General features: G+C 66.6%; 12 protein-coding genes. 10 read left to right on the top strand and 2 right to left on the bottom strand.

What is annotated here, in order from left to right; translation table 11 throughout:
- Positions 1–203 precede the first annotated feature (203 nt).
- Both V5F26_RS18900 and V5F26_RS18895 read left to right on the top strand, forming a co-directional pair.
- Positions 204–773, top strand: coding sequence for an invasion associated locus B family protein (locus V5F26_RS18900; protein ID WP_394058446.1), 570 nt, complete (start codon positions 204–206; stop codon positions 771–773).
- A 41-nt stretch (positions 774–814) separates the two neighbouring features.
- Positions 815–1600, top strand: coding sequence for a SapC family protein (locus tag V5F26_RS18895; RefSeq protein WP_394058444.1), 786 nt, complete (start codon positions 815–817; stop codon positions 1598–1600).
- 71 nt (positions 1601–1671) lie between these two features.
- Here the strand turns inward: V5F26_RS18895 and V5F26_RS18890 are convergent, their stop codons facing one another.
- Together V5F26_RS18890 and V5F26_RS18885 are read right to left on the bottom strand one after the other, a co-directional pair.
- Positions 1672–2619, bottom strand: coding sequence for an AraC family transcriptional regulator (locus V5F26_RS18890; RefSeq protein ID WP_394946505.1), 948 nt, complete (start codon positions 2617–2619; stop codon positions 1672–1674).
- A 525-nt stretch (positions 2620–3144) separates the two neighbouring features.
- Positions 3145–3837 carry a GntR family transcriptional regulator gene (locus V5F26_RS18885; RefSeq protein WP_234052902.1) on the bottom strand — a complete coding sequence of 231 codons (693 nt, stop codon included), beginning with the start codon at positions 3835–3837 and terminating at the stop codon, positions 3145–3147.
- Between the two features lie 298 nt (positions 3838–4135).
- On the opposite strand from V5F26_RS18885, the gene V5F26_RS18880 reads away from it, so the two are divergent.
- The 8 genes from V5F26_RS18880 (at position 4136) to V5F26_RS18845 (ending at position 14403) form a co-directional block, all read left to right on the top strand.
- Positions 4136–4978, top strand: coding sequence for a VOC family protein (locus tag V5F26_RS18880; RefSeq protein ID WP_394946504.1), 843 nt, complete (start codon positions 4136–4138; stop codon positions 4976–4978).
- Entirely contained in the window at positions 4975–6102 is a 1128-nt protein-coding gene (locus V5F26_RS18875) for a PLP-dependent cysteine synthase family protein (RefSeq protein ID WP_394946502.1), read from the top strand. The genes V5F26_RS18880 and V5F26_RS18875 overlap by 4 nt, the downstream gene beginning before the upstream one ends.
- A 24-nt stretch (positions 6103–6126) precedes the next feature.
- On the top strand, positions 6127–7752 hold the full coding sequence (locus V5F26_RS18870; RefSeq protein WP_234052899.1) for a gamma-glutamyltransferase family protein: 1626 nt from the start codon (positions 6127–6129) through the stop codon (positions 7750–7752).
- Positions 7753–7784: 32 nt separating this feature from the next.
- Positions 7785–9410: an FAD-dependent oxidoreductase gene (locus V5F26_RS18865; RefSeq protein ID WP_394946500.1), complete on the top strand. Its 1626-nt coding sequence runs from the start codon at positions 7785–7787 to the stop codon at positions 9408–9410.
- 50 nt (positions 9411–9460) lie between these two features.
- Positions 9461–9835 carry a RidA family protein gene (locus tag V5F26_RS18860; protein WP_394946499.1) on the top strand — a complete coding sequence of 125 codons (375 nt, stop codon included), beginning with the start codon at positions 9461–9463 and terminating at the stop codon, positions 9833–9835.
- A 21-nt stretch (positions 9836–9856) separates the two neighbouring features.
- Positions 9857–11107, top strand: coding sequence for an NAD(P)/FAD-dependent oxidoreductase (locus tag V5F26_RS18855; RefSeq protein ID WP_394946498.1), 1251 nt, complete (start codon positions 9857–9859; stop codon positions 11105–11107).
- A 666-nt stretch (positions 11108–11773) separates the two neighbouring features.
- Positions 11774–13369 (top strand): ABC transporter substrate-binding protein, encoded by a 1596-nt coding sequence (locus V5F26_RS18850; RefSeq protein WP_234052895.1) that lies wholly within the window; start codon positions 11774–11776, stop codon positions 13367–13369.
- 53 nt (positions 13370–13422) lie between these two features.
- Positions 13423–14403, top strand: a complete 981-nt coding sequence (locus V5F26_RS18845) for an ABC transporter permease (protein ID WP_234052894.1) — start codon at positions 13423–13425, stop codon at positions 14401–14403.
- Position 14404: the final 1 nt, after the last annotated feature.

The following is a 14404-nucleotide window of genomic DNA, read 5'->3' as shown; positions in this document are numbered from 1 at the left end:
CATGATGCCAGCGGCCGGCCTCGGCTTTAGGCCGCTTCAGGTTCGTTGATGGAAGGAGCGAGGCCGTCGATGCCCTTGCGCGGGTCCTTCACACGAGCTGGTTCCCGCGATGCTCGGAAACGCTTTGGGGTCTGACGCATTCGCCCGCTGCACGCCATCGCGGTGGCTTCGGGCAATGCCTTGGCAAGGATGGAAATTTCAAGATGAGATGTTCGCTTTTCCGGGTGGCCGGCGTGCTGGGCCTGTCCCTTCTTTCCGCCGGATCCGCCATGGCGCAGCAGAAGCCGGCAGCACCGCCCGCGCCCGCCGCCGGCGCCCAGCCCTCCCAGCCGGGCGCCACCACGGCCACCTATCAGGACTGGGTGTTGCGCTGCGTGACCCAGGAGGGCGGCGGGCAGGGTGGCGGGCGCGTTTGCGAGATCGCCCAGAACCTGCAGATGCAAGGCCAGGGCACAGTGGCGAGCATCGCCGTCGGCCGCGCCGATCCGAAGGGGCCCGTCAGCCTCGTCATTCAACTGCCGCCGGGCGTGTGGCTGCCGGCGGGCGTGAAGGTGCAGGTCGACGACAAGGCGAAGCCGATCCAGCTTGAATTCAAGAAGTGCCTGCAAAGCTGCTTCGCCGAGGCGACCCTGGATGCGGCCGCCCTTCAGCAATTGCGCGCCGCCAGCGAGCCGGGCAACTTCACTTTTGAGAATGGTGCGCGGCGCACGTTGACGTTGCCGATCTCGTTCAAAGGTTTTGGAGCGGCACTTGACGCCAGCCTGAAGTCTTGAGATGCCGTTTTTCACCTTCCGCTGAAGCAAAAGGCAATCCGATGGCCGCAACCCCTTCCAGCGCCACGCCGACGTCGAGCCCCCTGTTCTACCAGTCTCCCGTGCTCTTGAATTTCAAGGAGCATGGGCAGTTCGGGCTGCGGCCCGAGGTCACCTTCGGGTTTGCGGCGGAAGCCACTGCGATTCCGCTGGTCGCTACTGAGTTCGCGCAGGCGCAGCGGCATTACCCCATCGTTTTCGCCAGCAATGAAGGCGCCATGCCGCTGGCGGTGACGGGCCTTACTGTGGGGCGGAACCTGTTCGTCGATCCGCAGGGGAACTGGACCGCGGGCACCTATGTGCCCGGCTATGTGCGGCGCTATCCCTTCATCAGCATGGCGCCGGAAGCGGGCGGCGCCACCATGCTCGGGCTCGACGCCACCTCCTCGCGCGTGAGCGCGGATGCGGCCCGCGACGGGGCGGACCGGCTGTTTACGGCTGACGGCAAGCCCACCCAGGTGGGCAGTGCCGCCATGGCCTTCTGCGACGCATACGCGGTGGAATATGAGCGCACCCGCGCCTTTGCCGCCGCGCTGGTGGCCCATGGCCTGCTGGCGGAGCGTTCCGCGCGGATCAAGCACCCCAACGGCACGGAGCAGGTGGTGCAGGGTTTCCGCCTCATCGACGAGCCCACCTTCCGGGCCCTGCCCGCGGATGTGGTGGCGGAGTTTCATGCCAAGGGTTGGCTGGACCTCATCGTCCTGCACTTTGCTTCGCAGGGGAGCTGGCTCACGCTGATGGAACGCGCCACGGCCGGCGATGGCGCGCCTGCCTCCGCTCTGAACTGAGCACGGGCTGACGACAAGACAGGGGCCGGCGGAGCTGCCGCTTCACCGGTCCCTTGCGTCTGTTCGCGATATCACGGCTTGCCGCGGGCTGAACTCAAGGTCTGCGAGGGGTATTCGCCGAACTTATCCGAGTAATATTTCGAGAAATTCCCCAAATTGGAGAAGCCGAAGGCAAGCGCGACGTCGGTGACGGTCGCCTGCTCGCCGGCCGCAAGCAGGCGCTCACGCGCGGCGTTCAGGCGCTCGTTGCGGATCCAGGTTACTGGGGTGCAGCCGAAGCGTCGCTGAAAGGCATATTGCAGGGCCCGGGCCGAAAGGCCGCTGATCTGCTCCAGGTCGGTCATGCTGAGGCGTTCGGCGAGATGGACCACGATGTATTGGCACGCCAGGTCCAGGCCCCCATCCACGCTGGCGCCGGGCGACCGGGCCTCTTCCGGAAACAAGCGCTCGTGGAGCAGCATGGCGCAGAGCGTGCGATAGAACACGTCGTCGAGGGCCATGGCCGCGGCCGCCTGTCCGTTCATCCGGCAGGCATCGAGGGCGCTGCAGCTGCTGCGCAGCAGAAGATTGAAATTCATCTTGCCGGCGCTCAGCGGAATCACCGTGGGCCGCTGCAGATCCAGCCGCACGTCGTCGCCGCCAAGCATGGTGCGGGCCGTGGCCACCAGACGCAGCTTGTCGAGGGTCGCGACGACGATGGAGCGCGAGCCGCCGATGCCGATCCGCTCGCCCTCCGGTGCCAGCAGCGCGGCCTTCGCGGGCTCGCAGCGGATGCTTTCCCCATTCACCTGCGATTGAATAGGGCCGCCATCCACTGGCATGAAGAAGGAGAATTCGTCGGAGTCCACTCGGGTGCGAATGGGCGTGTGGGCAAGGGCACTGATCCTCAACCCATTGACGACGAGGGACGATTGTTGCGTGGCAAAAGCGGCCCGCTCGCCGATGGCGTCGTATTCGGCTGCCCACCCCATGGCCCGCTGCATCTGATCCTGCATCTGCAGTATGGAGCGGGTCAGCACCCGGTTCGGCGTCCCGAAAAGCAGCGGGTAGAGGGTTTCACTCGTCCTGGACGCCATGTGCCGCCGCCACTGATCATCTAAGATGGGATCGGAACAGTAAAACTCGCCGGTCGTCTTCCGGACGATGCTGAATGCTCCCGATTTTAAAGCTTTTGCAGGCGGAAGGGCGGGGAGGGCGCGCCCCGAAAGCGCGTCAGCTCAAGTCGCGAAGCCATGTCCCGGATTCCGTGCAACAGGGGAACGCCGTGGCGGCCCGTTCCCGCTGGATGACGCGCCTTTTCAAGGCGCTGCCGGCAGTGGAAAGGATCACCGTTGGTAACGTGATCCTATTCCTTCAACCTGGACTCGATCAAGCGACATGGCGATCCGTCAGCGCGCCTTGCTGCCTCGCCGAGAGGTTCAGGGCATGCTGTTTCGCGGGCCCATGCCCCCGTCCGCGGAGGGCTTGAGGGCGCGAGCTTCTGGCTGCGATGCGCTTCCAAATGGCGGCCCCGTCATGGGGCAGGGCGCAAGCGCGCGGTGTGTTCAGCTGCGCCGGGCGTTGCTGGCCATGTAGATCTGCGCGTAGCCTTCCTTGATCGCGGCATTGATGCGGTCGATCCGGCGGTCGATGTGCTGCGAGAGCACCAGGGCGGCGCTTTGGCCGTCGCGCCTCTTGAGATGCTCCACCACAACGCGGTGCTCCTGCTGGGTGGAGGAGCGGTTGGCGCTGGTCATGTCCGTCTGGCGAACGAAATGGATGCGGGCATTCACGTTGCGCAGCACCCGCAGCATCTCGGCATTGCCGCACAGGGCCATCAGCCGCTCGTGAAACTCCTCGTCGAGCTCCAGCAGCTTGGGCGTGTCCAGGTCGGTCGAGGGCAAAGCGGAATTGAGCCAGGACAAGAGCGAGTCGATCTGCCCATCAGAAGCCCGCTCGGCGGAGATGCGCACGGCGGCCACCTCCAGCGACTTGCGCAGCTCATAAAGATCGAAGATCTCCTGCGCGTCCAGCTCGCGGCAGAAGAAGCCGCGCCCCGGCGAGAATCGCAGGAACCCCTCGGTGTTCAGGCGGTTCAACGCCTCGCGCAGGGGCGTGCGCGACACGCCGAGCCCCTTGGCGAGATCGCCCTCGTTCAGGCGTTCACCGGGCTTGAAGTCGAAGCTGATCGCACGCGAGCGGAGCTCGGCGTAGACCCTGTCGACAATGCTTTCCGAGCCGTCCGCGTCTACGCTCATCGGCTGTCGCTTTCCCTGTCGCTTTGTATGCTGCTTAGCATACAGAGTACCGCGCAAATCAGGAAACAGCAACCGTTCGCCCCTTTGCCACAGCAGGGTGCCGCAAAGTCCGCCCCTCGGAGCGCTTCCTCCAGACGCCTCTCGGGCGGTGTGGAGCGCATGGCAATGTCGATATACGGTATTGCATTTCGACCTGAATTCAGAATAATCGACAGCGCGGCCGATACCTGTTGCGTCGCCCTGTCCCGCCCGGCGAAGCTGTCGCAAAGTTCCCCTCGACCATCAAGGAGAAGGCCGAATGTCCATTCAAAGTCCGGATCTGGGACGCGGGCAGCAGGCCGGGGCGAGCGCGCTTGATCACCTTGTCATCAATGTGCTGAAGGACATGGATGCGGCGGAGGCGGCGTTTGCGGCGCTCGGCTTCACGCTGACGCCGCGGGGGCATCATTCCCTGGGCTCCATCAACCACCTGATGGTGTCGCGCGATTCCTATCTTGAACTGGTCGGCGTGCCGGAGACGGGCTTGCAGCGCCAGGAGGTGCTGGACAGTCCGCTGGGCATCAGCGGCCTCGTCTTCGCCAGCGACACGGCGGAGGAAACCTTCGCGCGCCTCTCGGGTGCGGACCTGCCGGCGCTGGAGCCTTTGGCCTTCTCGCGGCCGCTGGTGGTGGATGGCGTTGAACGCGATGTGGCCTTCCGCACCGTGCGCATGGCGCCGGGATTCCTGCCGGCGGGGCGCACCTATTTCTGCCAGCATATGACGCCAGATCTGGTGTGGCGGCCTGAATGGCTGGTCCATGCCAACGGCTATTGCGGCATCGGCCGCGTCATCATTGAAAGCCCCGATGCGGACCGGATGGCCGAGCGCTATGCCGCCGTGGCGGGAAGCCAGGTGGCGCCCGGCGCCGCCGGCTGGCGGGTGCCGCTGCCCAATGCGGATCTGGTGGTTCGCAAGGGCGAAAAGGCCCGCTTCGTCACAGCCGAGCTCATCTTCGCAGCGCTCGATGAGATCGAGCGGCGGGCGCAGGGGCTTCCCGCGGCCGTCTGGCACCGCCATGGCCCGGATGTGGCCACCCTGGCCCTGCCGGCTTTTCACCTCGAATTTCTTTGCATCGCCAATTCTGCACGGAGCCCGTCATGAATCAGTCCGTCCCCCAGCGCGCGCCGGAGCCGCAGCCGGGCCAGGGCGCTTGCGAAAGCCGCCCGGGCGCGCGGAACCGGGAGTGGGTGGCCGAGGCGGTGAGCCGCATCGAGGGCGACATCAATCGCTCGGCCGACACGCATCTCATTCGCGTTCCGCTGCCGAACAATCCGGCCATCACCTTGTACCTCAAGGATGAATCGAGCCACCCCACGGGCAGCCTCAAGCACCGGCTGGCGCGCTCCCTGTTCCTGTACGCCTTGTGCAATGGCTGGATCGGGCCGGATACGACAATCATCGAGTCGTCGTCGGGCTCCACCGCCATTTCGGAGGCCTATTTCGCCCGGCTGCTGGGCCTGCGCTTTCTGGCGGTCATGCCGCGCTCGACCTCGCCCGAGAAGGTGGCCGCGATCTCGTTCCAGGGCGGCGAGCCCCATCTGATCGACGGCTGGAACACCTCGCAGGCGGCACGCGATCTCGCGCGCGACCTGAACGGCCATTACATGGACCAGTTCACCTTCGCCGAGCGCGCCACCGACTGGCGCGGCAACAACAACATCGCGGATTCCATCTTCAGCCAGATGACCCGCGAGGTCTATCCGGTGCCCACCTGGATCGTGTGCGGCGCGGGCACCGGCGGCACGGCCACCACCATCGGCCGCTACATCCGCTATCGCAAGCTGTCCACGCGCCTGTGCGTGGCCGATCCGGCCGCCTCGGTGTTCCATCGCTATTATGCGGATCGCTCGGTGCGGCGGGTCGACGCCTGCAAAAGCGTGATCGAAGGCATCGGCCGCACTGAGGTGGAGCCCTCCTTCAACCCCAACCTGGTGGATCGCATGATCGCGGTGCCGGATGCGGCGAGCATCGCGGCCGCGCGCAAGATTTCCAGCATCACGGGCCGGTCCTGCGGCGGATCGACGGGCACCAATATTTCCGCCTGCCTCGATCTGATCGGTGAAATGGAGGCGCGCGGCGAGGGCGGCTCCATCGTGACGCTGCTTTGCGATTCCGGCGAGCGCTATCGCTCCACCCTTTATGACGACCGTTGGCTTGCCGAAAGCGGGCTCGACGTCTCCCCCTACGCGGCCCGTCTCGACGCCGTTTTCGGAACCAGGCCCTAGGCCGCCCTGCCTCGGAACATGATCATGCACGGAACATTCGACTGGACGGCCGGCTATCCCTCACGGCGCCTGCCCGTGTTCGGCAACAATGTGGTGTCCACCTCCCATCCGCGCGCGGCGCAGGCGGGATTGCAGATGCTGTGGCGCGGCGGCAATGCGGTGGATGCCGCCATTGCGGCGGCTGCCGTCATGACGCTGGTGGAGCCCTGCAGCAACGGCCTGGGCTCGGACGCCTTCTGTATCCTGTGGGACGGCAAGCGCCTGCATGGCCTCAACGCTTCCGGCTTCGCCCCGGCCGCGTGGACGCCCGATTATTTCCGCGGCAAGTACGGTGAGGACACCGCCACGCCCCCCAAGAGGGGCTGGGATTCGGTGACCGTGCCGGGTGCGGTGGCCTCCTGGGTGGCGCTGTCGGAGCGCTTCGGGCGGCTGCCCTTTGCCGACCTCCTTGCCCCCGCCATCGAGATCGCGGAGGCGGGCTGGCTCGTTTCCACCAATGTGCAGCACAAGTGGGCGGCGGCCGCGACCCTGCCGGACCTGGTCGGCCAGCCGGGCTTCAGTGAGGCGTTCCTGCCCGCCGGGCGCGCGCCGCGCGTGGGCGAGCACTTCCGCCTGCCGGGCGCCGCGCGTGCTCTGCGCCGCATTGCTGAAACCAAGGGCAAGGCGCTCTATGGCGGTGAGATCGCGGAAGCGCTGGAAATGAACGCCCGTGCCCATGGCGGGGCGCTGAAGGCCGCCGACATGGCCGCCTATGCGCCGGAATGGGTCGAGCCCATCTCCATGCCCTATCGCGGCTATACGGTGCATGAGATCCCGCCCAACGGGCAGGGCATCACCGCCTTGATGGCGTTGGGCATCCTCTCCAATTTCGATTTGCCGTCCATGGCCGTGGACGGGGTGGAGGCGCAGCACCTCCAGATCGAGGCCATCAAGCTGGCTTTCGCCGACGTCTATCGCTACGTGGCCGACCCCGCCGCCGCCGCGATCCCGACGAAGGACATGCTGGATGCCGATTATCTCGCCTCCCGCGCCCGTCTCATCGACCCGCGCCGCGCCCAGCCGTTCGCGCCGGGCAATCCGGTGAAGGGCGGCACCATCTATCTCGCGGCGGCCGACGCCTCGGGCATGATGGTCAGCTTCATCCAGAGCAATTACATGGGCTTCGGCTCCGGCGTGGTGCTGCCGGAATGGGGCCTCTCGCTCCAGAACAGGGGCTTCGGATTCAGCTTGAATGAGGGCCATCCCAATGTGGTGGCGCCGCACAAGCGGCCGTTCCACACCATCATTCCCGGCTTCGTCACCAAGGATGGCCAGCCGGTGATGAGCTTCGGCGTGATGGGCGGCAACATGCAGCCCCAGGGCCATGTGCAGACCCTCGTGCGCATGCTGGACTTCGGCCAGAACCCGCAGGCGGCCTGCGATGCGCCGCGCTGGCGCTTCGACCGGGGCATGGCCATCAATATCGAGCAGGGCACCGATCCGGCCCTTCTCGCCGGCCTCACCGCTTTGGGGCATGAGGCGGCGATCCTGGACGATTCCTACCAGGACTTCGGCGCCGGCCAGTTCATCTGGCGCATGGGCGACCCGTCGGTGGAGGGCTACGCCGCCGCCAGCGATCCGCGCCGGGACGGCCAGGCCGTGGTGGGTTGAACGCGAGCGGCGCGAGCGGACAGGGGGCGAACGTGGGAACCTCGAAAACCGATGCCGATTGCGACGTGCTCGTGCTCGGCTCGGGCTGCGCCGCCCTGACGGCGGCGCTCCATGCGGCCGCATCGGGGCTCAAGGTTCTGGTGTGTGAGAAGACCGCCCTTCTGGGCGGCGCCAGCGCCATGTCGGCGGGGGGGATCTGGGTTCCCGCCAACCACCTCGCCCGCGCCGCCGGCATTGCCGACGATGTGGAGGACGCCATCGGCTACATCGCCTCGGTGTCGCCCGACCACATCCGCGAGCCGGAGCAGTGGCGCAACATGGTGCTGGCCGGCCCCCCCATGCTGCGCATGATCGAGGAGCGCACGCCCCTGCGCTTCCGCCTGACCGGGGAGCCGGACCCTTATGCCGCCCATCCCGGCGCGCGGGCCGTGGGGCGCATGGTGTCGCCGCGGCCCATCAGCCGGCTCGCGGCGCGCCATCTCGCCTTCAGGGTGCGCGGGTCCACGCTGCCGGAGGTGTTCACCTATCATGAGGTGCTGGAGACGGACCTTTATCACAAGCCCGTCTCCACCACGATGAAGCTGCTGCCCCGCCTTCTGCCCCGCCTGCTCACCCTGTCGGCCGGCAAGGGCACGGCGCTGATGATCGGGCTGGTGCGCGGCTGCCTGGACCATGGCTGTCGGTTCGAGCTGAACGCGCGCGGCGTGGAGCTGATAGAGGAAGGCGGGCGCGTCACCGGCGCCATCATCGACGGGCCCGCCGGCCGGCGCCCCGTGCGCGCGGCGCGGGCGACGCTGATCGCCACCGGCGGCTTCGAGTGGAACGCCGACATGATGGCCCGCCATTTGCCGGGGCCGCTGCAATTCTTCGGCCCGCCGCGCGGCAATGCCGGCGACGGGCACCGGATGGCGGAAGCCATCGGCGTGGAGCTGGCCCGCATGGGCGAGGCCAATGTCACCGCCGCCATTCCCAAGCGCTATCATGGCGCCGTGCACGGCATGCCCGTGCCCTACCATGCCGAGCCCAACGCCATCGTGGTGAACCGCGAGGGGCGCCGCTTCGTGGACGAGCTCGCCATGAATATCGGCGAGTGCCTGAACGAATATGACGCGGACGGCCGCCCCCGGCACCTGCCGGCCCATGTCATCACCGATGCGACCTATCTCTCCATCGCGCCTTTGGTGCGCCATTTCGCGCGGCTGGTTCCCGGCTGGATGGTGAAGGCGCGCACCATCGAGGAACTGGCCGGCAAGATCGGCCTTGACCCCGCGACGCTGAAGGCGACCGTGGAGCGCTACAACGCTCTGTGCGCGGGCGGGGTGGATCTCGATTTCGGACGCGGCCAGACCCGCGCCCACCAGAAGGCCGACAAGCGCAAGCGGCTCGGCCTCTCGCCCATCGTGAAGGCCCCCTTCATCGCCCTGCGGTTCGACCGCTCCATCATGACCACCAAGGGCGGCCCGCGCACCAATGCCTTCGGGCAGGCGCTGCGGGCGGACGGCTCGGTGGTGGAGGGGCTTTATTGCGCGGGGGCGTCCATGGCCAATCCCATCGGCACCCGCGGCGTGGGGGCGGGCACCACGCTCGGCCCCTTCATGAGCTGGGGCTATGTCTGCGCCCACCACGTGGTCACCGGTGCCGGCCCTGAAGGGGCCTGACGATTATCGTTTCGCCGGGTCGTGGCCCGGCTTCCAAGAGGAAGACCACCATGAAGATCGTGAATACTGAGAGCGCTCCCGCCGCCATTGGCCCCTATTCCCAGGGCATCGTCAGCGGCGGCTATTTCTATTCGTCCGGGCAGATCCCGCTGAACCTCGCTGGCGAGGTGGTGGGCACTGAGATCGAGGAACAGACCCGGCAGGTCTTCGCCAACCTGCGTGCCGTGCTGGCGGGGGCGGGCAGCGCGCTGGACAAGGTGGTGAAGTCCACCGTCTTCATCAAGAACATGGCCGATTTCGCCAAGTTCAACGCGGTTTACGCCGAGGCCTTCGGCAGCCACGCGCCGGCCCGCTCGTGCGTGGAGGTCGCCCGCCTGCCGCGTGACGTGCTGGTGGAAATCGAGGTCGTGGCCGAGGTCGGCTGATTCCTGTTCCGGGGTGCCATCATGTCTCTTCATGTCGCCGTGATCGGCGCGGGCGCGGTGGGCGTCATCAGCGCCATCGAGCTGCTCAGGGCGGGGTATCGGGTCACGCTCATTGAGCCCGGCCGGCCGGGGGGTGAGCAGGCGGCGAGCTACGGCAATGCCGGCTGGCTCTCCTGCCAGTCGGTGATCCCGACCTCCACGCCGGGCATGTGGAAGAAGGTGCCCGGGTTCCTGCTGGACCCGCTGGGTCCCCTGGCCATCCGCTGGCCCTATCTGCCGCGCGTGGCGCCCTGGCTGCTGCGCTCGCTGCTGGCGGGCTCCACCTTCGAGCGCATCACCAGGACGGCGGGCATTCTCCAGCCGCTGCTCCAGGATACGCTGGCGCTGCACACCGCTCTGGCCTCCGAGGCCGGGGTGTCCCACCTCATCGCCCCCGGCGGCGTGCTGCACGCTTATCCGGACCAGGCGGCCTTCGCGGCGGAAAACCGGGGCTGGGCCATTCGCTCCAGCGTCGGCATCCGGTGGCGGGAGCTGTCGGGCGAGGCGCTGCATCGCGAGGTTCCCGCCCTGCCGGAGCGCTACACCGTGGCCCGCATGGTGGAAGGGGCAGGGCGCTGCCGCGATCCGGGCGCCTATGTGGCCGCGCTCGCCGGGCTGGCGCGGGCGCGCGGTGCGCAGGTGCTGGAAGCCGCCGCACGCGATTTTCGCTTTGAGGCCGATCGCCTGCGCGCGGTGATCACCGACCGGGGTGAGGTGCCGTGCGATCGCGTGGTGATCGCCGCCGGCGCGCGCTCCAAGCCGTTGACGGTCCGGCTCGGGGATCCCATGCCGCTAGAAAGCGAGCGTGGCTACCATGTCATGGTCGAGGGAGCCTCGGTGGGGCTCACCTCCAGCTTCATGGCGTCCGACGGCAAGATTGTCGTGCATGAGATGGAGCGCGGCCTGCGCGTGGCCGGGCAGGTGGAGATTGCCAGCGTGGACGCCGCGCCCGACTGGCGACGCGCCGAGATCCTCAAGGCCCATCTGGCCCGGCTTTATCCTCGCCTCGATCTGTCCGGTGCGAAGTTCTGGCTGGGCCACCGCCCCGCGATGGCGGACGGGCGCGCCTGTATCGGCCGCTCGCGCCGTTCCGCTGACGTGATCTATGCCTTCGGCCATGGCCATGTGGGGCTGGTCACCTCGGCCCGGACCGGCCGCCTGATGCCGGACCTCATCGAGGGCCGCAAGACCGAGATCCCGCTGGACGGATTCGACCCCAGCCGTTTCCGCTGACGCACCACGCGAGATTGTCACCGGCGCCCGGGTCCGATCCCCGCGCGTCTGTTGACCGCCTGCCCCTCCCGCTCCACGCGGCTGAAAGCGCGCTGCGGCGTCACCTGGGCGGCTTCACCCCTCATTCCGTCATTTCATGCTGCAGTGCAGTCGCGCGGCGGCCGGGGCGACTGCTTCCCGCTCCCGTGACGACGCCTTCTCTCCCCCACCTGTGCCGACCTTTGGCGCGGATTCGCTTGCGCGCGCAGGGCCCGGCGAGGGCTGCATCTTCCATTCATAGGCCCACTGGGCGGGAAAATGCGCGTGAGGTTTGCTCAATGTGCTGCAAGGCTCATCATGACTGCACTGCAAAAAGCGTACTTTATGGGCAGGTTGGACAAGATATGTGCATATCTGCGGAAGCGTAAAAAAGCGTCGAAGCTGTAAAATACGGTATTGAATTCGATCCTGAATTCAGAATAATCGACAGCGTTGCGGGCTCTTCCGCCTCGGCTGCTTCCGCAGCCGGCGCAGGTCGGGGTGACCGTGAACACCAAGCGCCGCTGTCCCGGATTGGGGTTGCGGCGCGTGATCGGGGCGGGCCCTGGGCCGCCTCAAGCATCCTGGAAGTCGGGGTCAGAGTTCTCCGCGCGCCGGTCGCGTCCGGCACCAAATGAGGTGGAAGCCATGAACTTGTCTCGCCGTACCCTTCTTGCCTCCGTTTCGGCGGCGGCCCTTGCGGGCGTGCTCCCGAAGGGCGTCTTCGCGGCCGAAAGCACGCCTACGAAGGGAGGGGTGCTGACAGTTCAGCTCGGCGCCGAGCAGCGCATCCTGAATCCGGCCATCCGTGCCTCGACCTCGGTGTTCATCGTCACCGGCAAGATCGTGGAAGCGCTGGTGGATCTCGGGGAAGACGGCTCCATCGTCCCGGTGCTGGCCGAATCCTGGGAGGCCGCGCCCGACGGCAAGAGCGTGACCTTCAAGCTGCGCGAAGGCGTGACCTGGCACGACGGCAAGCCGCTGACGTCCGCCGACGTGCAGTACAATGCCATGCAGCTCTGGAAGAAGTACCAGAACTACGGCACCCAGCTTCAGCTTTACCTGGATGCGGTGGATACGCCGGACGACCGTACGGCCATCTTCCGCTATTCTCGCCCCATGCCGCTGGATCTGCTGCTGCGCGCCATGGTGGACCTGGGCTATCTGGTGCCGCGCCACCTGTATGAGGGCACGAACCCGCTCGACAATCCCGCCAATACCGCGCCCATCGGCACCGGCCCGTTCAAGTTCGTGGAATACCAGCGCGGCCAGTACATCATCGCCGAGCGCAACCCGAACTACTGGCGCAAGGACCAGCCCTATGTGGACCGCATCGCCTGGCGCTTCATCACCGACAAGTCGGCGGCCGCCGCGGCGATGGAAACGGGTGCGGTCCAGCTTTCCGCTTATAATCAGCTCTCGCTCGCTGATCTCGATCGCCTGAAGAAGGATCCGCGCTTCTCCGTCGGCACCCGCGGCAACGAGGCGAACCCGTTCAACAACACGGTCGAGTTCAACCACCGCCGCAAGGAGCTGGCGGACGTGCGGGTGCGCCGCGCCATTGCCCATGCCATCGACGTCGAGTTCTTCATCGAGAACTTCCTCTATGGCAACGGCAAGGTGGCCACCGGCCCGATCCCCTCGGTGTCGAAGGCCTTCTATCCCGGCGGCACCTTCCCTTATCCGTTCGATCGCAAGAAGGCCGAGGCGCTGCTGGACGAGGCCGGCTACAAGCGCGGCGCCGACGGCAATCGCTTCACCCTGCGCCTGGTGCCGGTGCAGAACGCGGAAGATGTTCCGCTGTTCGGCACCTACATCCAGCAGTCGCTGGCGGAAGTGGGCATCAAGGTGGACGTGGTGCAGCTCGACAATGCGGGCGCGCTGGCGACCATCTACAAGGAATGGAACTTCGATCTGGCCACCGGCTGGCACCAGTATCGCGGCGATCCGGCGGTTTCCACCACGGTGTGGTTCCGCTCCGGTAGCCCGAAGGGTGCGCCCTGGACCAACCAGTTCGGCTACAAGTCCGAGGCCCTCGACAAGCTGATCGACGAGGCGGCGTCCGAGATCGATCCCGTCAAGCGCAAGGCACTGTACGCCAAGTTCGTGCAGATGGTGAATGAGGAGCTGCCGGTGTGGTTCGCCACCGAGCGCCTGTTCACCACCGCCGCCAGCGTCAAGCTGCAGAACGACAATAATACGCCGCGCTGGCCCTCCAGCTCCTGGCACGATCTCTATCTGTGAAACGATCCGGGCGCCGCTTCGGCGGCGCCCGGACCAGCCTTGGGACGCCCCCCATGCAACTGTTGAGTTTCGCGCTGCGGCGTCTGGCCATCAGCCTGCCGAGCCTTCTGATTATCCTGGTGGGCGTCTTTGGCCTGCTGCAACTCGCCCCCGGCGACACGGTGGACGCGCTTCTCGCCCAGATGGGCGGCGGCGACGCCAAGATGATCGAGACCCTGCGCCAGCATTACGGTGTCGATACGCCGGCCTGGATCCAGCTTGCCGACTATCTCGTGCGGCTGGTGCATCTGGATCTCGGTTATTCGGCCATCTATGGCAAGCCGGTTGCCGATGTCATCTTCGAGCGGCTGCCCGTCACCCTGCTGCTCATGGCCTCGTCCCTCACCCTCGCGTCCTTGGGTGGCGTTGTTCTGGGCGTCATCGCCTCGCGTTATGTGCATCGCTGGCAGGACACGCTCATTTCCACCCTCGGCATGCTGTTTTACGCCACGCCCGCCTTCTGGCTGGGTCTGATGGCGGTGGTGATCTTCTCCATCAAGCTCGGCTGGTTGCCGGCCGGCGGCTTCGAGGAGATCGGCGTCGAATATTCGGCTTGGGGGCGGGCGGCGGACATCGCCTACCACATGGTGCTGCCCACCATCACCTTGAGCCTCATCTTCCTCGCCACCTATCTCAGGATCATGCGTGCTTCCATGCTGGAGGTGTCGACGCTCGATTTCGTGCGCACGGCGCGGGCCAAGGGCGTGGACGAAACTTCCATCGTGACCCGACACATCCTGCGCAACGCGCTGCTGCCGCTGGTCACGCTGATCGGCCTGCATGCCGGCACCATGCTCGGTGGCGCTGTGGTGGTGGAAAGCGTGTTCACCCTGCCGGGCCTGGGGCGCCTCGCCTACGAATCCGTGGTGCAGCGCGACCTGAATACCTTGCTCGGCATCGTCTTTATTTCGGCTTTGCTGGTGATCCTGGTCAACTTCGCGGTGGACCTGATTTATGCCCGCCTCGATCCGCGTATCCGCGGGAAAGGAAACTGAT

The sequence above is a fragment of the Xanthobacter variabilis genome (assembly GCF_043831965.2).
Classification (GTDB): Bacteria; Pseudomonadota; Alphaproteobacteria; order Rhizobiales; family Xanthobacteraceae; genus Xanthobacter.
The sequence above is the reverse complement of the archived record's forward strand: the minus strand, read 5'-3'. Positions and strand labels throughout refer to the sequence as shown.